Origin of the sequence: Paenibacillus zeirhizosphaerae (genome assembly GCF_030705605.1) — a bacterium.
GTDB classification, from domain to species: Bacteria; Bacillota; Bacilli; order Paenibacillales; family Paenibacillaceae; genus Paenibacillus; species Paenibacillus zeirhizosphaerae.
This window is the reverse complement of record NZ_JAPCKK010000031.1, coordinates 16,232-33,822: the sequence shown is the minus strand read 5'-3', so window position 1 is coordinate 33,822 and position 17,591 is coordinate 16,232. Positions and strand designations below refer to the sequence as shown.

Here is a 17,591-nt window from a genome sequence, read left to right as displayed (position 1 = left end):
CAGCCGTCGCACGGAACATTACCATGATAACTATTCAGCTTACATCGCCTGGTGCGATTCGGCTTGGATTCAAGACTTTGAAGAAGGTGACATACAGTGCAAGCACAACATAGACCAACCCGCGCTGAAATCAATCTTGATCATCTGCGCTCCAATTATGAGAGCTTTCGCCATGCCCTGCCGCAGGACATGAAGCTGCTGGTGTGCGTGAAGGCCAATGCTTACGGTCATGGAGCGGTAGAAGTATCGAGAGAGCTGGAGCAGCTTGGGGCAGACTATCTCAGCGTGGCTTTTTTGGAAGAAGCTCTTGAACTGCGCAGGGCAGGGATTACCCTGCCTATTCTGGTTCTCGGCTATACATCGCCGGAGGCCGTGCAGACGGCATGGGAGAACGAGATCACCTTGACGCTGTTCACGACAGAGGTGCTGGAGGCTATTAGAGGGCTTGACCGTCAAGGAAGCCTGCGCAGGCTGAAGGTTCATATCAAGATTGACAGTGGAATGGGGCGTCTTGGCTTACTGCCGGATAAGGAGGCCCTCTCCTTTGTTGAGAAGGTCTGGGAAACTGAAGAGGCAGAGCTGGAAGGAATGTACACTCATTTTGCCCGGGCGGATGAAGAAAATAAAAGCTATACACTGGAGCAATACCGGAAATTTCAGGTCGTGGCGTTAGCGTTGAAGGGGAAAGGCTATTCCATTCCCATCATACATACGGGGAACAGCGCAGTGGCTTTGGAGATGCCAGGGCTGTCGTTTGACATGATTCGGATCGGGATTGCCATGTACGGCTTATATCCCTCTTATGAGGTGAACCGTCAGGCTGTTGAATTGTTCCCGGTTTTGACGCTGAAGACTAATTTGTCGTATGTCAAAACCCTTCCTCCGGGATGGGGTATTAGCTATGGGACCAAATATACAACAACTTCCCAGGAACTCATCGGCACGCTTCCGATCGGTTATGCCGACGGATATTCGCGGATGTTGAGTGGTAAGGCGGAAGTGTTGATACGCGGCCGACGTGTTCCGGTATTAGGCACCATCTGCATGGACCAGTGTATGATATCTCTGGAATCTTTCGCTGATGAGGCGGGAGAAATTTACACCGGCGAGGAGGTTGTTCTCATCGGCCAGCAGTCCGGCGCCAGTATTTCCGCGGACGAACTGGCTTCCTGGTTAGGGACCATCAACTATGAGGTGGTTTGCATGATTGCCAACAGGGTCCCGCGTGTCTATATGCGCGGAGGCCAGTTAGTCACCCGCATAAATCCGCTATTGTAACAAAAAACGAGAAAATGACAAGAGAAACGATATAAACAGGCAGGAGTTTGCGCAGAGTGTCTCGAATTATGTTATCTGAAAGCTAGTGAACACGATTCTGGCGCATAATTTGGGAGTGAACGGGCGGCAGAGGGGTGTTTTTGGCAGCTTACGCACTGTACGCGAACGTCCTGGGTAGTTTATAATGAGATGCAGCATAGTTGATATACTCGCATCATATATATCTCTTGTATAAATTACCGGGAATAACGTTATAATGGTACAATGGCGACAAGGTTTTGGGGGTGGAAGGGAAGTTGGCTAATTTGCAGAACACCAAAAGGATTATGATCAGTTTGCCTGATCATCTTCTTCAGGAAGTGGACGGGATCGTAGCTATGGAAAATTCCAACCGCAGTGAATTTATACGACAAGCCATGAGGCTGTATTTGAGCGAACGGAAGAAACGGTATATTCGTGAAGCGATGCAGCGGGGATACATGGAAATGGCGAAGATTAATTTAACCATGGCATCTGAGGCTTTTCACGCGGAGGAAGATGCAGACAGCACTCTGGGCCGCACAGTTAGCGGGGTGTAATCAATATTGATCGTTAAGCGCGGCGACGTTTTTTTTGCAGATCTTTCACCCGTTGTCGGTTCCGAGCAGGGAGGGGTGAGGCCGGTACTGATCATCCAGAATGATATTGGCAACCGCTTTAGTCCTACTGTGATCGTAGCGGCGATTACTGCCCAAATCCAGAAAGCAAAACTGCCGACGCATGTGGAAATTGATGCGGCGACGCATGGCTTTGATCGTGACTCTGTCGTTCTGCTGGAGCAAATCCGGACGATCGACAAGCAAAGGCTCACCGACAAAATAACCCACCTGGATGAGGAAACCATGCGCAAAGTAAGCGATGCGCTTCAAATCAGTCTTGGATTGATTGATTTTTAGCATCGAACGGATGAAGAATGGCAAGAGGCCGTACTGACAAGTGCGGCTCTTTTTGCGTCTTTATAACTGAGGCGGAATAGCTTCCTTACCTCGCAAGAGAAACTTCTGCTAAGTGCGATCTGGCATCTTTGAGGTGTACGACGATAGATGTTTCTCTTAAGATTATAGAATTTATAAATTTTCAGCGGAGCTGAACGATTCTATAATCGCAAGAGAAACTTCCGCTAAGTGCGGTCTGTCATCTTTGAGGTGTACGTCGATAGATGTTTCTCTTATAATAGAATCCATACGATTTTTAGGGCAGGAAAATGAAGCTGAACTGACGAATTAGAAACGACTTTTGCATGAAGAATAAGCTTCATTATGGGACTGGAAGGAGTTTTAGTAACATGTCTAATGTAGTTGACGAAGTACAACAGAAGCGCCAGGAGCGCATTATTAAGCAGGTGGCGGAGGAATTATCGCTGTCCCTGAAGCAGGTGCGTACAACAACCGGTTTGCTGGATGAGGGAAACACGATCCCTTTTATTGCCCGTTACCGCAAAGAAATGACGGGAGAGCTGGATGAGAACCAGTTGCGTCAAATCGAAGAGCGGGTGCAGTACCTGCGCAATCTGGAGGACCGTAAGCTGGAAGTCATCCGGATTATTGAGGAGCAGGGCAAGCTGACGGAGGAGCTCCAGAGATCTATCGAAAATGCGATTAAGCTGCAGGAAGTAGAGGACTTGTACCGCCCTTATCGCCAGAAGCGCAAAACACGGGCCAGTGTTGCCAAGGAAAAAGGGCTTGAGCCGTTGTCTGTATGGATCTGGAATCAGCCTAAGCAAGGGGATGTGCTCCAGGAGGCCGAGCGTTATATCGACGCGGAAAAGGGTGTGGATACTGCTGCAGGAGCAGTCCAGGGAGCGCTTGATATTTTGGCTGAGAATATTGCCGATGATGCGACCATTCGCAAATGGGTGCGCCGTTACACGCTGGATCACGGCATGCTGACCTCCGAAGCGAAGGACGCGGAAGTGGAATCGGTTTATGAAAATTACTACAGCTACCGTGAACTGGCCAAGAAAATGCCGCCGCACCGGATATTGGCGATTAACCGCGGGGAACGTGAAGGCATGCTGAAGGTTGGCCTTGATATAGCGTCGGAGCCGGTTCACCGCTATATTGCAGGGCAAATTCAGAAAAGTCCATCGGTGGTTGACCATTTAATGACTGCTGTTATTGAAGATGCGTATAAAAGGCTGATCGCCCCGTCTATTGAGCGTGAGGTCAGAGCGGAAATGACGGAAAAAGGGGAGAACCAGGCGATCTCCATTTTCTCCGGCAACCTGCGCAGCCTGCTGCTGCAGGCTCCGATTAAGGGGCAGCGCGTTCTCGGGGTGGATCCTGCATACCGTACAGGCTGCAAGCTGGCCGCGGTGGACGACACCGGCAAGCTGCTTGAAGTGGCGGTTACCTACCCGACTCCCCCCAATAACAAGAAGAAAGAAGCCGCTGAGAAGTTCAAGGAGCTGATCGCCAAATACGATCTGGAACTGATCGTTATCGGCAACGGCACGGCTTCCCGGGAAACGGAGCAATTCGTTGCCGATCTGATCGCCGAGCTGAGCAACGACAAGCTGTCTTACCTGATCGTAAATGAAGCGGGTGCCAGTGTGTACTCGGCGTCCAAGCTAGCCCAGGAGGAGTTCCCGAATCTGGATGTGGCGGAGCGGAGCGCGGCTTCCATTGCCCGTCGTGTACAGGACCCGTTGGCAGAGCTGGTCAAAATCGATCCGAAAGCGATTGGTGTCGGACAATATCAGCATGATGTATCGCAAAAGCATTTGGAAGAAAGCCTCAAAGCCGTGGTCGAATCGGCCGTGAACCATGTTGGCGTTGACGTGAATACAGCTTCGCCTTCGCTGTTGTCCTATGTAGCGGGCATTAATGCGACCATCGCCAAAAATATCGTAAAATTCCGTGAAGAGAACGGGAAATTCGTCAACCGCCGTCAATTGCAGAAGGTGCCCCGTCTCGGAGCCAAAACCTATGAGCAATGCGTCGGCTTCATGCGAATCACGGGCGGAGACACCACGCTTGACCGAACGCCGATTCACCCGGAATCCTACGAGGTGGTGGATCGCCTGTTCAAGGAACTGAAGATCGACAAGCAGGAGCTTGGTTCCAAACAGGTTGCAGACCTACTGACTTCACAGAATCCAAACGAGCTGGCGGAGAGGCTGGGTGTAGGTGTTCCTACGCTTCGTGATATTTTGGAAAGTTTACAGCGTCCTGGCAGAGATCCGCGAGATGAGCTGCCGTTGCCTGTTTTCCGTAAGGATGTATTAAAGATCGAAGACCTGACTCCAGGCATGAAGCTGCAGGGAACGGTACGGAATGTTATTGACTTCGGTGCATTCGTCGATATCGGGATCAAAAGTGACGGCCTTGTGCATATTTCACAGCTCAAGAACGGATTTGTCAAACATCCGATGGATGTAGTATCCGTAGGTGATAACGTAACGGTCTGGGTGATGAATGTGGACTTGAAAAAGGGAAGAGTCGGTTTGACCATGAAAGATCCGTCTGAAGAGCAGGCACACGCCTAATATTTCATCATGATATACTGCCGGTGCTCCTGCTTGGGGCACCGGTTATTTTGCTTTGTAAGTCAGAGTGACTTGTCGTTCCGAGAATCCAGTGGTTTACCGGGATTTTTGAGGTAGAAAAACCAGCAATCATTCAGCAAGCGAACCTGACTGCGGTCTCTTTTGTTGAAGGCGCGCATTAACTGCTTCCTGAGCCATTGAGGCAACGCAATCCCCTCCCCATTCGATCATATGTATGGTTAGCATATGGGCGAATACCGTGATGTGTTCCAGAAAGGTGTGCTTGACAGAACGGTGTGGGCGGAGGTTATGATTCAAATGTAGTGATACAACAGAACAGGATGACATGGGAAGGAGTGGGCCGGAAGTCATGCAGTCAATGAGCAACGAAGAGCTTCAGAGCTGGGTAGAGCGTATATCCGTTGATTATTTCGGCGTTCCTTTCCGTCATCGGGCCGTATTTAACGCCCGTTTGACAGCGACGGGAGGCAGGTATTTTCTGAAGAGCCACGACATCGAAATCAACCCTCATCAGCTGACCGCTTACGGGCATGACGAGGTGGAGAGCATTATCAAGCATGAGCTGTGCCATTACCATCTTCATTTGAGCGGCAGAGGATACAAGCACCGGGACGAGGACTTCAAACGGCTGCTTGCGCAGGTAGGAGGGAGCAGACACTGCCGTACGCTGCCAGGGAGGGAGAAGGCGCGGAAGCTGCCTTTCCGCTACAAGCTGTTATGCCGCTCCTGCGGCCAGGAATATCTACGCAAACGGAAGATGGATCCGGCGCGCTACCGCTGCGGCAAATGCTCCGGTCAGCTGCAGCTCCTCCATCTTGACGCTGTAACTCAATCATGATAAATTAAACGATATAATAAATGAATTTTCCCTGATAGCTCAGTCGGTAGAGCACTCGACTGTTAATCGAGTTGTCACAGGTTCGAGTCCTGTTCGGGGAGCCAGCATGGAGAGATACCCAAGTGGCTCAAGGGGACCCTCTGCTAAGGGGTTAGACTGCGTAAGTGGTGCGAGGGTTCGAATCCCTCTCTCTCCGTTTAGGATAACATCCCTGCATGGGATTGAACCCACTGGGTTCGTCAGAGCATAAGAAAGACCGTTCGTTGGCCAGAGTCAATGAACGGTCTTTCTGTTATTTATTCTGCATTCACCCTCAACGAAGTGTTCCGTGTCTCCTTAACCTCATGCTCATCGTACAGCACACGGGCAAGCAAGTCCTGATTATAGTTGCCAAAATGCTTTCCGTAAATCGTCATTCCGCGCTTGTTGACCGATTTGTCGGTAACGGCAATCCGGAACGTAAGCTCACTTTTATAATTCAGCTCAATATCCTGCAAAGTTACATCTGAAATGCGGCAGCCATCAATGAAACTGCCATCCTTGTTGATGCGGATCAGCTTCAGCATCCCGTATTGGTTCAGGTGGGGTGGCCACCAATCTGGATTGAAGGTTCCGCGCATATCCCCGAAATCCCCGGGACTGGTCCAATAGCCGATTTCCGTACCATTTATGTAAAAATAAAGGTCGGAAGGATAATTATCGGCATAACCGGGTGCTTCGCTGCCCAGCTCCAGAGAAAACTGGATTTCACGGAAGGACTGGTTTGGCTTCAGGTAATTGGGGATGCGGTATTCCAGAAAACCCTCACTCATCCAAATAACCCCTGAGTCGATCCGCTGCGGATCGGCGAAATAACGAGGGTCATCAAAGTCACCAATAATGCTGTCCTTGGTCGCAAGACCACAAGTCGGGAAGGCCTGATAGTTGCTGTAATGACCTACCTGAATTTCCACCTCATACAAATTGTCCGTGTCCTTGCTGCGCAGATCGACCATCAGCTTATCCTTGTTTAAATAACAGACCTTTTGAATGCCGTGCTTGCCGACAGAGGTGTTAATTTCAATAAGTCCGCTGTCCTCCAATTTTTTGATATGCATGGTGATGGCCCCGTTGCTGAGGTTCAGCCTCCGCGCAATTTCATTTAAATTCAGCTCTTGATTGCTGGCAAGCAACTCCAGAATCTGTATGCGAATTTCGGAGCTGAGCGCCTTGAAAATATCAATACCGCTCATCAGATCCTTAATGTAGATCATTTTACAGTACCCTCTTCCACAATTCTTTTATTTCAAACAAGTATAAACTTAATCGATAAAAAAAGAAATAAACAAACCTGTTTTTATGAAAAACAATAAAAATATCGGGTGTTAAAGCCGGTAATAAATATTTAATTTAAAAAAACATAAAATATAATACCGTGTTTTATGCTTTTTTTACTGAAATTTTGTCTTTACAATACAAAAAGTATAACAATTTTATGTTTTTATAAATCATTTTATATTTTAATGTTTACAACTGATTCTTTTCTATGCTATTTTATTCCTGTAAGCGGATACAATCAATTGAATTTTTTAATTACAGATAGGGAGGGTCAAGCATGAAGAAAAAATGGTTTGTTGTACTCACGGTGGTGTCGATGGTTTTCTTCCTTTGGGGCTGTGGTAACTCTTCCAGCAATAAGGGTGCAGGAGGGGAAACCAAAGTTCTTGATGGCGGTGCAGGTGAAAATGCTACGGAGCTTTCTTATTGGACCTTTGTTGAGCTGCATGGTCAGCATTTTGAGAAAATGCTGACCAAGTGGAACGAGGCCAACCCGGATCGGCAGATCAAGCTGAATGTTAATGTCATGCCGTATGATGACATGCACAACAAGCTGTCGATCGCCCTGCAGACGGGGACGGGCGCTCCGGACATTTCGGATATTGAGCTTGGCAAGTTTCCGGACTTCCTGGCCGGAACCCCCCAACTGGAGCAGCTTAACGATGTCGTGGATCCATACCGGGATACGATCGTGAAGTCAAGGCTCGATTTGTACAGCAAAGACGGTGTGAACTACGGCGCTCCGACTCATGTAGGCGCAACGGTAGCTTTTTATAACACGGAAATCCTCAAGGAAGCCGGTGTGGATTATACCACCATCAAAACCTGGGACGATTTCAAGAAAGCCGGCATCCAGGTTTATGAAAAGACCGGCAAGTATATGGCCACAGCCGACACCAGTGCGACTTGGCAGGCGGGAATGATGCTTGCCCAGCAGGGAGCGGATTTTACGGATGACAGCGCCAAGCCTGTGGTGAACTCTCCGGAAATGATCAAGGGACTCACCGTTTTGAAGGATTTGCAGGATAACAATGTCATTGCAACAGTTGCCGGAGGACAACCGGATACCGAGGAAGCTTACGGGGAGTTTAACTCCGGAAATTATGCCACCGCTTTTATGCCGCTTTGGATGATGTCGCGTTATACGAACTATATGCCGGATTTGGCAGGGAAAATTGCTTTGGCTCCCCTTCCGGTCATGGAAGAGGGAATGCCGAGGTCGTTGGGTGGCGGCGGAACCGGAACTGTGGTTACTAAAACAGCGAAGGATGTACAGTTGGCCAAGGAATTCGTTGCTTTCGCTAAATTGTCGGAGGATGCCAATATCGAAATCTGGAATACGCTTGGGTTTGATCCGGTTAACATGGATATTTGGGAAATGAAGGATGTTACCCATAATCCTGATAACCAGTTTGTGAAATATTTTGTCAACAATCCGTTCGATGTCTTGAATGAAATCAAGGATGAAATTCAGTTGATCAAATCGACCTCCGCTACTCCTACTATCAGTAATGTGTTCACTACCGTAACCTTGAACGAAATTTTCGAGGACGGAAGGGATATTACGGAAGCATTGAATGACGCGCAGGCGCAAATCGAACAAGAGCTGCAATAACCGGAAGGATGGAAAAGTGGGCTGCTCTGCACAGGGGCAGCTCGGTTTTGAAGAAAGGAGTGAGAGAGATGATTAAAAATTTCCTGTACTCGCAAAAGGTTGCTCCTTATGTATTTGTGCTGCCGTTTGTTATCATTTTCGCCGTGTTCTGGGTTTATCCGCTGCTGAGCTCCTTCGAAATGAGCTTCCAGAAAATTTCGCTCGGACAGGAAGCCAGCTGGGTAGGGTTTGATAATTATACAAAGCTCATGGGGGACGGTATCTTTCTAAAGGCTGTGCTGAACAGCGCCATCTATATGGTTCTCACGTTGGTGATTCTGATTCCTTTCCCGATGCTGTTTGCGGTTCTGATTAACAATAAATTCATGTGGGGGAGAGAATTTTTCAAATCCTCCTTCTTCTTCCCGGCGCTCACCTCGGTCGTGGTGGCAGGCACGATTTTCCGCCTCATGTTCGGGGAAATGGATGGCTCGCTCATCAATAGCATTTTAGGCTGGTTTGGCATAGAGCCTGTCAAGTTTTTGAAGGGCCAGGTCACCGGGTTTATCGCTCTGCTGGCGCTTGCTGCCTGGAGATGGACCGGTGTGAACATGCTGTATTTCCTGTCAGGCCTCAAAAATATTCCTGACGATTATTATGAAGCCGCTTCGATTGACGGAGCTTCCGCTTTTCAAAAATTCAGATTGATTACGATGCCGCTGTTGAAGCCAACGACGATTTATGTGGTGACGATCAGTATATATGCCGGTTTGGCCATGTTTATTGAAAGCATGATGCTGTGGAACGGCAACAACTCACCCAAAAATATCGGTCTTACCATCGTCGGTTATCTGTACCGCCAGGGCATTGAGAAGAACAATCTTGGCTACGCAGCGGCAGTTGGCATTGTGCTCCTGGCGATTACGATGCTGATTAACTTGACGCAGCTGGCGTTTTCCGGGCTGTTTAAGAAGGAGGACCGGTAATGAAAAAGGAGCTTGCCACAGGTGTACATGCGTCTGTCCGCGAAAGTGAGGCTCGTGTGGGGAAAGGACTCGCTGCAAGAATCATTCTGCTTGTATTTTTCATTGCCGTCTGTGTCCTTATTTTGCTTCCGTTTTATGCGATCGCCATTTCCTCCTTCAAGCCGGGGCAGGAGTTGATCCGATACGGATTGAATTTGAAATTTGATTTGTCTGTCATGAGCTTTGACAACTACATCTATTTGTTTACTGGCAATCATGCTTATTTCGGCTGGTTTTTTAATTCGCTGCTGCTTACGATTGTGCAGGTCGTCTTGACCCTGTTCGTCAGTGCAACGGTCGCTTATGGCTTCTCGGCTTATGAGTTTAAAGGTAAAAATTTTCTCTTTGTATGCGTGCTGCTGATTATGATGGTGCCGTTTGAAATTTTGCTGCTGCCGCTGTACACGCTGATTAACAATCTGGGCATGATGAACACCTATTCGGCCATTATTCTGCCGGGGATCGCGAGCGCGGCCACCATTTTCTTCTTCCGTCAGTACCTGAGCGGAGTGCCCAAGGAGATTATCGCTGCAGGCCGGGTTGATGGAGCTAGCGAGTACGGCATCTACCTCCGTCTTATTTTGCCGATCATGAAGCCGTCATTTGCAGCGATGGCCATCCTGAACGGGATGAATAGCTGGAACAACTTTCTGTGGCCGTTCATGGTTCTGAGTGATGAAAGCAAGTACACGCTGCCCATCGGCTTGAAAACGCTGCTCACCCCGTATGGAAATAACTATGATTTACTGATTGTAGGCTCGTTTTTCTCCATCTTGCCGATCTTCATTTTATTTGTGGCCTTCCAGAAATACTTTATTGACGGGATGACGGCTGGGGCTGTCAAAGGTTAGACCGGATCTAGGATCTATATGTTGGCAATGGAAAGGGGTTATAGGACATGCAAACCGTTAAAAGTTATCAAAATCCGCTGATCGAACAGCGTGCGGACCCGTGGGTGTACAAACATACGGACGGCTACTACTATTTCACGGCCTCCGTGCCGGAATACGACAGGATTGAGGTGCGCCGCGCAGCCACAATTGAAGGCTTGTCCCTGGCTGAACCGGTTGTGGTTTGGCGTAAATACGATACAGGACCGCTCAGCGCGAATATTTGGGCTCCGGAAATCCATTTTATCGACGGTAAGTGGTATATCTATTTCGCGGCTGCCCGCACGACGGAAACGAAGGAGGGTTTATTCGATCACCGGATGTATGTGCTGGAAAATGAATCTGCAAACCCGCTGGAAGGGGAGTGGATCGAGAAGGGGCAGGTTAAGACAGCGTGGGAATCCTTTGCTTTGGATGCCACTTCCTTTGAGCATCGGGGTATCCGGTATTATGTATGGGCGCAAAAAGACCTGGACATTCCGGGCAATTCGAATCTCTACATATCGGAAATGAGTAATGCCTGGACTTTAACCGGGCCGCAAACGATGATTGCCACGCCCGAGCATGACTGGGAGGTGATCGGATTCAGCGTAAACGAAGGACCAGCAGTTCTCAAGCGGAACGGGCGGATATTCATTACGTATTCGGCCAGTGCCACTGACTTTAACTACTGCATGGGATTGCTGTGGGCGGATGAAAACGCCGATTTGTTGGACGCCGCCTCCTGGATCAAGGAGCCTGAGTCGGTATTGCAAACCAACGAAGAGACGGGGCAGTACGGGCCGGGCCATAACAGCTTCACCGTGAATGAAGACGGGGAGGACGTTCTCATTTACCATGCGCGGAACTATAAGGAAGTTACCGGGGATCCGCTGTATGATCCGAACCGTCATACTCGTGCTCAGGTTTTTCATTGGAAGGAGGACGGAACACCTGACTTCGGGATTCCGGTTCGAGATGGAGGCTGATCTGGGCGCTGCTTTGTTGTTGTGAGACGCTCCGAGAACGAAGCATTCCTCCCATCGCTGTTGACCCTCCGGGCCAAAGGCGAACGCTGCCGCTTGTCCGGAATTGCTTCGTTCTCTCCGCTGCTCCGTGCATGCCCCTACTTACCCCATAGCTTCGCTCGTACTGCAGCCTTGTATTTGGTAGTGTACCATCGTAACGTACCATCTTGAGGCACCTGCAAAAAGGTCAGCCAGAGAAATTTCTGGCTGGCCTAATTTGCAACTTTGTCACCGCTTAGAGGTTCGACGGAGATGGACATGCCTCTTTCAGCAGGTGCTCAATGGCATGGGCAACCCCGTTCTCTGTATTGGTTAAAGTCACCTCATCACAGAGGAGCTTGATCTCATCGTGCGCATTTCCCATGGCGATTCCTTTGCCTGCAGAGGTCAGCATGGATATATCATTATAGCTGTCTCCTATGGCGACCGTCTCCTCCATTGAGACACCCAGATGGTTGGCTAGATAGGAGAGGGCGTTGCCTTTGGATGCCCGGATATCCTCAACCTCAAAGTTACGATCCGAGGATATCACCATGGTCAATGAGGAATCATGACGGAAGCGGCTGCGTCCTTTTTCAAGCTTATGCTCTTCAAAGGAGAACGCGAGAATGTTATAGATTTCAGCCTCCTTCGGAATGTGCAGATAAGAAGCGACCGGTACAATGCCGGCCTGCGAGTATTGTTTTTCAGTAGCGTAAATAAGCTCCTTCAAGGTGATCTCAGGATTGGCGCTTAGTACACGATCCATTTCGATCGTTAAAATCTGATGCCCTTGCTGCGGTGAAAAGATGGCCTGGTCTGTCATTACCTCATAATAGTAGTCGTTCTGCTCAAGCCAATCCAGGACGGAGAAGCCCTGGCTGCGGTCCATTGGATAGGATGCCAGCAGGCGGTTCTGCTCATCATGCACGGCTGCGCCGTTCGCAGAGATGATAGGCATGGTCAGTCCTGCTTCCTTCAACTTCTCCTGCACGTCATATACCGCCCTCCCCGTAGCTATAGCCACGATAATTCCACATTCCTGTGCCTTTCGTACGGCCGCGGCATTCACTGCGCTGATACGGCTGTCTGCGTTCAAAAGAGTTCCGTCTAAATCCACAGCAATTAATTTCATACTTCCAACTCCTCTTCATCTTTAAGATCGGGAATCAGCACTTCGATTCCATGACGCTGCAGCATTTCCAGCATGTTGGGGTCAGGCAGGCGGTCGGTTACGATGAAATCGACTTCGGAGAGCCCGGCAAAACGGAAAGGGAAATCCTTGTCGAACTTGGAATGGTCGGCCAACACAAATACCTGGCGGGCCTGTTTCATCATTTGATGCTTTAATAAGCCTTCCTCATCATGAACGGAAGTAAAGCCGTTAGCGGATATGCCGCCGACGCCAATAAATGCTTTATCAACAAAATAGTTGGACAGGGTGGAAATAACCGCTGATCCGTACACATATCTGTGTTCCTTCTCCAATTGACCGCCGAGCAGGTGAATAGATACCCCTTTTTTGTCCGATAAGACGTCTGCCTGGTTAATCGAGTTGGTAATGATAAAGCAGTTCTGCTGCTCGATGAATTCGGCGCATGCTTGAACCGTGGTGGAGGAATCGAGAATGACATGCTCTCCATTACGTATAAAATGCGCGGCCATCCGGCCGATAGCTTTCTTTTCTTCAGATACGGTCATAAGCCGTTCATTGTAGTTTCCGATTTTATCCTGAAGAGGGTTGGGCAGGAGAGCACCGCCACGGGTGCGGATAATGGACCCTTGTTCGTCCAGTTTGACAAGATCCCTGCGTGCAGTGTCTCGGGACACGTCGAACAAGGAGCAAATCTCTTCGATGGAAATCCGCTTCTTGCTATGAAGATGATCCAAAATCAGCTGCATCCGTTCTTCTTGATACATTAAGGACCTCCTGACAGATAAATACTTAAGTTAAATAAGTGATTATGGATTTATTTTAAGTGATTATAAGTGAAAAGGCAATACTTTCTGACTTTCTGTTTCTATAAACTAAAAAATAAAAATAATAGTTGCCATTTGGAATTCTATTTGGTATACTCTATCTTGTCGTCACGAGAACGATATGCTGATAGGGCCCGTTGGTCAAGGGGTTAAGACACCTCCCTTTCACGGAGGTAACAGGGGTTCGAATCCCCTACGGGTCATAGCTTTTACAATTTATTTTATATGCGGTAGTGGTGGAATGGCAGACACGCTATCTTGAGGGGGTAGTGGGCGTACGCTCGTGGAGGTTCGAGTCCTCTCTACCGCATAACAGCACAAAGAGTCCGGTACAATCACTTGCGATTGCGCCGGACTCTTTCTAGTTAAGAGGTGCTTGAAAACTGGCTTTGAAAGGCATGCATGTTTACAAAAAAACAGATCACGGAGTATAATCATACGATTAAATGCTATAAAATAAATAAACAGTGAACAATCGTCGGGTTGCTAATAAGGCTAAATAATGAAGGAATGATGGTGAAAGTGTATGAAGCCCCATCTTTTGAATAATATATCACAGGGATTGTTGGGACTTTTTCCATTAGTGAGAAAAAAATTAGCTCCATCCCCAATTAATGATTCTTCGTTGCCGTTATCAAATAGTAATTATCATGCATTATTTCTTTTGCACGAAATGCGTCATTCGACAGTGTCCGAGCTTTCCAGACAGTTAAATATTTCACGTCCCAATATGACACCGTTGCTCGATAAGCTGGTTAAATATGATCTAGTTTCGCGGAAGACAGGCGAGACGGATCGGCGGGTGGTAGAGGTCGAGATCACTCCCCAGGGTGATGAATTGGTTCAGGAGCTAGGTAAGAGGATGGCGTTGCAAATTAAGGAGAAGCTGTCAAACTTATCTGAGGCAGATCTCATGAGAATGAATAAGTGTTTGGATGAGCTGAAGTGTATTTTGCTGAAGGTGGATCATCCGGCTGAATAATATGCCGCGAAAAAAGACCGTTCATTATGGAAAATGAACGGTCTTGCCATATCGTGTGCTATAATGTTTTGCGTATACATATCCGAATTTCGAAAAAATGTATGTAAAGTTTAGATGAAAGGCGGTATTCTATGGAATCGATTTATCAACGGATTGAGGCGCTCATCGCTGAAAGGGGAATGACGAAAAAAGCTTTTTGCCAACAGTTAGGGATTAGTACCGGGAATTTTGGCGACTGGAAAAGAGGGAAAACAACCCCTGGCACCAATAAGCTGATTGAGATTGCCACTTTTTTTGATACAAGCTTGGACTGGCTAATGATGGGCAGAAATCCACAGCGTGAAATGGTAAATGAGGAGAAGGAGTCATATTTTTTTGACGATTTAGGGCAATTGAATTGCCAAGTTGATCAGCTTACACAGCAGGAAAAAGCATTTATACGGGACTATATTGAATTTACTGCTTACCGCAAAAAGATGATGAAGGAAGAGGAGACAGACTAAAGGTTCATAAAGGCTTGCAACGGATCGCCGCTGACAAGTCTTTATGAATTGCGCTCGTCCTTGCATACGGCATAGAGCGGCAGCATGCCGTGAATGATTTTGATTCGACGCTTGAGTAACCCTTGTTTCCTGCAGTTTGAGGCGGGTGAGGTAAGTCATTTTACTTCATTCGGGTGTATATCGAGAAGTCTGGCAACCAGATGTCTGTGGCGGGCGGCTTTCCGGGTGCCGTGAATCAGATTGGAGAGACGGGATGGAGGTATCCCGTGCAACTCGCAAAAGCTTTTCTGATCCATCTGTAGCTCGGTAAGTCTCTGTTTAATTGCCCACCCGAATGGAGTGATCGGCTTTTTATTCTTCAAGAAGTTTCACTCCTAACCGCTTTTCCGATACTAGCTGTGCTGTAATTCGTCTTGAAACATGCTATAATGAACCATCTGAAGCTCATTATATACTTATTTACGTCATTTTACAATCGATAATTACTTACGTGCGTCGTCTTGCTTGGATTTTTTTAGGAAGGCGGGTGTATATGCAGCCCATTTATGAGCGCATTGAGACGCTGATTCATCGAAGAGGAATGACGAAAAAGGCATTTTGCGAGCAGCTCTCTATCAGTACGGGAAATCTGGGAGATTGGAAAAGGGGGAAATCCAAACCTGGCACCAGCAAGTTGATTGAAATTGCCGCTTTTTTTGACGTTAGCCTTGATTGGCTCGTTTTAGGAAAAGGAACGTTGGAAAATCACTCAGAATCCTTCCTGGCCAACATTTATGGTCAGAAACGAGAGTTGTCGAAGGATGAGCAGTGGTTTATAAGGGAGTACATTGAATTTGTGTCATATCGGCATGATAAGGGCAAATCCGAATCCTGATATCTTATTTAAAAAAATGAAAAAAACACTTCGATCGCAGGGGGAAACAGCGATTGAAGTGTTTTTTCATGTGAGGAATATATATAAAATTTGGGGATCACGGATGGATTGGTAGCATACGCTTGTTAAGGTGTAATGGATTCATAACATAGGCTTCTCTTACATTCCAGGCAGGAAAAGGCTTGATGAAATGAACGGGCTCCGCGTCTTTGGAATTTCCCCATTCCTGCTCCATATCCTTTAGTATTCTCTGGAGCACTGCTTTTTTCGAAGGCTGTGTTTCGTTTAGCTGTTTGGCGGCTTCCTCAACGCAGGCATTGACGGCTGTATTTAAATAACCGCTGACTGCCTGTTCCATATCCACACCCAATTGAAAATTGATCCAGGCATGGACTGTGGGAAGCGAGCCAATTGCTTTGTAGCGCTGCAGTATTTTTTCTAACTCCTTAAAGTCGATCCAAGGGTATAAGGCTTGGCCGAGTTTGAGAAGCCGCTGGCCTGACGTGCGGGCGCTGCTCAACTGATCACGGGGTGTCCGCTGCGCATGCAGCATTTTATCGATCAGAGCGATCCGCCACCCGTCGTATTGCTTGGAGGCGGCATAAATGCCCTTTATGGCCATTCCATCCGTACTGACCAGATGGCAGTGCATGTGACACTTCATATAGGCTTCGACATCTTCCAGTGCCTTTATGCTTCCTTCAGCAATATGCTGTTTCAATTCGGAAACAAAAGGGAAGCTGCCGACGGGCAAACAGGGATCTAATACATACGCATAATGGAGCAATCGGCTGCTCTTGCTCATTATGGTCCGCCTCCTTAAAACAAAATGCAATATATGCGTTATGTTTGTTAACATTATTTGTGTTGCAGGAATTGTTAAACATGTTGATTGTGTAATTTATTTTTACATTTATACAAGCGTATTGTCAATTGTTTTGCCGATTTTTAATGAAATCAAATTTATTAATGTTATATATTATTACATTTGTACTTATTTATTTTTTTGTTGATTTAATGTTTACAAAAGCGGCAGGAGAGAGTATAATAAATCTGTTGCCTGAATGAGCGGTCGTGGTGGAATGGCAGACACGCTATCTTGAGGGGGTAGTGGGCGTACGCCCGTGGAGGTTCGAGTCCTCTCGACCGCATACATAACAAAGAAGAAGGGTCCTGTATACGTTACAGGGCTCTTTTTTGGTTAAGAGTTTTATACTATTGAACAGTCTGCGCCAGAAGCAGTTCAATATCTGAAAAAGGCAGGCGCGGTGATGTCCGTTTGCATATCCATGAAAAGTAGCTTCCTTCCAAATGTACATTTCACATGGATGAATGTACATTTGACATGAAAGTAAAAATTCTTTAATATACTTAGGTGATTCAGAATCGAAATTCCGGCTGGATTCGACAAAGGTACGAACCAAATTTGAAAATACAGGTGATGTTATGTCTTCTTACAAACCGAATATTGTGAACTTTAAAAAAGCCAGTAGCAGTGAAAAGGATGGACTCTATGAATTTACGATGCATTTGGCGGATGGCACGGAGTGTCGCGTATTCTACCAACGGTATCCGGAATGGACAATGACGAACATCAGCCGTTTGCAAAAGACGCCTTGCCCTGTGTGTCGCAAGGACTACATCTGCAAGTGTATGGATCAGTATAAAAGTGATCTGGAGCAGCAGTTGCATGACAATAATTGGCTGGAGAAGGCAGCGGCCGAGTAAGCAGGATTTTTTTGGGGGACATGGATAAGCGGCGGATTTGTAAAATTCC

Annotated in this window: 19 protein-coding genes and 5 tRNA genes; 18 read left to right on the top strand and 6 right to left on the bottom strand. The window is 47.5% G+C overall.

Annotated features, from left to right (window positions below):
* The first annotated feature begins 96 nt into the window (after positions 1-96).
* The 4 genes from alr (at position 97) to OIN60_RS19375 (ending at position 4,804) form a co-directional block, all read left to right on the top strand.
* Positions 97-1,278: an alanine racemase gene (alr, locus tag OIN60_RS19390; protein WP_305756518.1), complete on the top strand. Its 1,182-nt coding sequence runs from the start codon at positions 97-99 to the stop codon at positions 1,276-1,278.
* Positions 1,279-1,574: 296 nt separating this feature from the next.
* Positions 1,575-1,856: a CopG family ribbon-helix-helix protein gene (locus OIN60_RS19385; RefSeq protein ID WP_305756517.1), complete on the top strand. Its 282-nt coding sequence runs from the start codon at positions 1,575-1,577 to the stop codon at positions 1,854-1,856.
* Between the two features lie 6 nt (positions 1,857-1,862).
* Positions 1,863-2,213 (top strand): type II toxin-antitoxin system PemK/MazF family toxin, encoded by a 351-nt coding sequence (locus OIN60_RS19380; RefSeq protein ID WP_305756516.1) that lies wholly within the window; start codon positions 1,863-1,865, stop codon positions 2,211-2,213.
* A gap of 389 nt (positions 2,214-2,602) precedes the next feature.
* Positions 2,603-4,804 carry a Tex family protein gene (locus tag OIN60_RS19375; protein ID WP_305756515.1) on the top strand — a complete coding sequence of 734 codons (2,202 nt, stop codon included), beginning with the start codon at positions 2,603-2,605 and terminating at the stop codon, positions 4,802-4,804.
* Positions 4,805-4,866: 62 nt separating this feature from the next.
* Here OIN60_RS19375 and cmpA read toward each other — a convergent pair whose 3' ends face one another.
* A complete protein-coding gene (gene cmpA / locus OIN60_RS19370; RefSeq protein ID WP_305756514.1) occupies positions 4,867-5,010 on the bottom strand; it encodes a cortex morphogenetic protein CmpA in 144 nt (47 codons plus the stop codon).
* Between the two features lie 173 nt (positions 5,011-5,183).
* Here cmpA and OIN60_RS19365 point away from each other — a divergent pair, with 173 nt between their 5' ends.
* The 3 genes from OIN60_RS19365 to OIN60_RS19355 all read left to right on the top strand — a co-directional run bounded on the left by OIN60_RS19365 (position 5,184) and on the right by OIN60_RS19355 (position 5,859).
* Entirely contained in the window at positions 5,184-5,663 is a 480-nt protein-coding gene (locus OIN60_RS19365) for a SprT family protein (RefSeq protein ID WP_305756756.1), read from the top strand.
* 28 nt (positions 5,664-5,691) lie between these two features.
* Positions 5,692-5,767, top strand: a tRNA-Asn gene (locus tag OIN60_RS19360).
* Between the two features lie 4 nt (positions 5,768-5,771).
* Positions 5,772-5,859 (top strand) — tRNA-Ser (locus OIN60_RS19355).
* Between the two features lie 100 nt (positions 5,860-5,959).
* On the opposite strand, the gene OIN60_RS19350 is transcribed toward OIN60_RS19355, so the two are convergent.
* Positions 5,960-6,916: an ArsR/SmtB family transcription factor gene (locus tag OIN60_RS19350; protein WP_305756513.1), complete on the bottom strand. Its 957-nt coding sequence runs from the start codon at positions 6,914-6,916 to the stop codon at positions 5,960-5,962.
* 341 nt (positions 6,917-7,257) lie between these two features.
* Here OIN60_RS19350 and OIN60_RS19345 point away from each other — a divergent pair, with 341 nt between their 5' ends.
* From OIN60_RS19345 to OIN60_RS19330, 4 genes are all read left to right on the top strand, one after another.
* Positions 7,258-8,595, top strand: coding sequence for an ABC transporter substrate-binding protein (locus OIN60_RS19345; protein ID WP_305756512.1), 1,338 nt, complete (start codon positions 7,258-7,260; stop codon positions 8,593-8,595).
* A gap of 68 nt (positions 8,596-8,663) precedes the next feature.
* Positions 8,664-9,560: a carbohydrate ABC transporter permease gene (locus OIN60_RS19340; RefSeq protein ID WP_305756511.1), complete on the top strand. Its 897-nt coding sequence runs from the start codon at positions 8,664-8,666 to the stop codon at positions 9,558-9,560.
* Positions 9,560-10,450 carry a carbohydrate ABC transporter permease gene (locus tag OIN60_RS19335; RefSeq protein WP_305756510.1) on the top strand — a complete coding sequence of 297 codons (891 nt, stop codon included), beginning with the start codon at positions 9,560-9,562 and terminating at the stop codon, positions 10,448-10,450. Before OIN60_RS19340 ends, OIN60_RS19335 begins: the two co-directional genes overlap by 1 nt.
* A 47-nt stretch (positions 10,451-10,497) precedes the next feature.
* Positions 10,498-11,457 (top strand): glycoside hydrolase family 43 protein, encoded by a 960-nt coding sequence (locus OIN60_RS19330; RefSeq protein ID WP_305756509.1) that lies wholly within the window; start codon positions 10,498-10,500, stop codon positions 11,455-11,457.
* A gap of 274 nt (positions 11,458-11,731) precedes the next feature.
* Here OIN60_RS19330 and OIN60_RS19325 read toward each other — a convergent pair whose 3' ends face one another.
* Both OIN60_RS19325 and OIN60_RS19320 read right to left on the bottom strand, forming a co-directional pair.
* Positions 11,732-12,610 carry a Cof-type HAD-IIB family hydrolase gene (locus tag OIN60_RS19325; protein WP_305756508.1) on the bottom strand — a complete coding sequence of 293 codons (879 nt, stop codon included), beginning with the start codon at positions 12,608-12,610 and terminating at the stop codon, positions 11,732-11,734.
* Positions 12,607-13,395 (bottom strand): DeoR/GlpR family DNA-binding transcription regulator, encoded by a 789-nt coding sequence (locus OIN60_RS19320; protein WP_305756507.1) that lies wholly within the window; start codon positions 13,393-13,395, stop codon positions 12,607-12,609. Before OIN60_RS19320 ends, OIN60_RS19325 begins: the two co-directional genes overlap by 4 nt.
* 191 nt (positions 13,396-13,586) lie before the next feature.
* Here OIN60_RS19320 and OIN60_RS19315 point away from each other — a divergent pair.
* From OIN60_RS19315 to OIN60_RS19300, 4 genes are all read left to right on the top strand, one after another.
* Positions 13,587-13,658 (top strand) — tRNA-Glu (locus OIN60_RS19315).
* A gap of 24 nt (positions 13,659-13,682) precedes the next feature.
* A tRNA-Leu gene (locus tag OIN60_RS19310) sits at positions 13,683-13,765 on the top strand.
* 216 nt (positions 13,766-13,981) lie between these two features.
* On the top strand, positions 13,982-14,437 hold the full coding sequence (locus OIN60_RS19305; RefSeq protein ID WP_305756506.1) for a MarR family winged helix-turn-helix transcriptional regulator: 456 nt from the start codon (positions 13,982-13,984) through the stop codon (positions 14,435-14,437).
* Between the two features lie 131 nt (positions 14,438-14,568).
* The gene (locus tag OIN60_RS19300; RefSeq protein ID WP_305756505.1) at positions 14,569-14,940 is read left to right on the top strand and encodes a helix-turn-helix domain-containing protein; all 372 of its coding nucleotides are present in this window, start codon (positions 14,569-14,571) and stop codon (positions 14,938-14,940) included.
* A gap of 155 nt (positions 14,941-15,095) precedes the next feature.
* On the opposite strand, the gene OIN60_RS19295 is transcribed toward OIN60_RS19300, so the two are convergent.
* Complete coding sequence (locus OIN60_RS19295; protein ID WP_305756504.1) at positions 15,096-15,302, bottom strand: XRE family transcriptional regulator; 207 nt, start codon at positions 15,300-15,302, stop codon at positions 15,096-15,098.
* 170 nt (positions 15,303-15,472) lie between these two features.
* Here OIN60_RS19295 and OIN60_RS19290 point away from each other — a divergent pair, with 170 nt between their 5' ends.
* A complete protein-coding gene (locus OIN60_RS19290) occupies positions 15,473-15,814 on the top strand; it encodes a helix-turn-helix domain-containing protein (RefSeq protein WP_305756503.1) in 342 nt (113 codons plus the stop codon).
* 97 nt (positions 15,815-15,911) lie between these two features.
* Here the strand turns inward: OIN60_RS19290 and OIN60_RS19285 are convergent, their stop codons facing one another.
* A complete protein-coding gene (locus OIN60_RS19285; RefSeq protein ID WP_305756502.1) occupies positions 15,912-16,619 on the bottom strand; it encodes an urease accessory protein UreF in 708 nt (235 codons plus the stop codon).
* A gap of 263 nt (positions 16,620-16,882) precedes the next feature.
* On the opposite strand from OIN60_RS19285, the gene OIN60_RS19280 reads away from it, so the two are divergent.
* Positions 16,883-16,965, top strand: a tRNA-Leu gene (locus OIN60_RS19280).
* A 295-nt stretch (positions 16,966-17,260) separates the two neighbouring features.
* Complete coding sequence (locus OIN60_RS19275) at positions 17,261-17,542, top strand: hypothetical protein (protein ID WP_305756501.1); 282 nt, start codon at positions 17,261-17,263, stop codon at positions 17,540-17,542.
* Positions 17,543-17,591 lie beyond the last annotated feature (49 nt).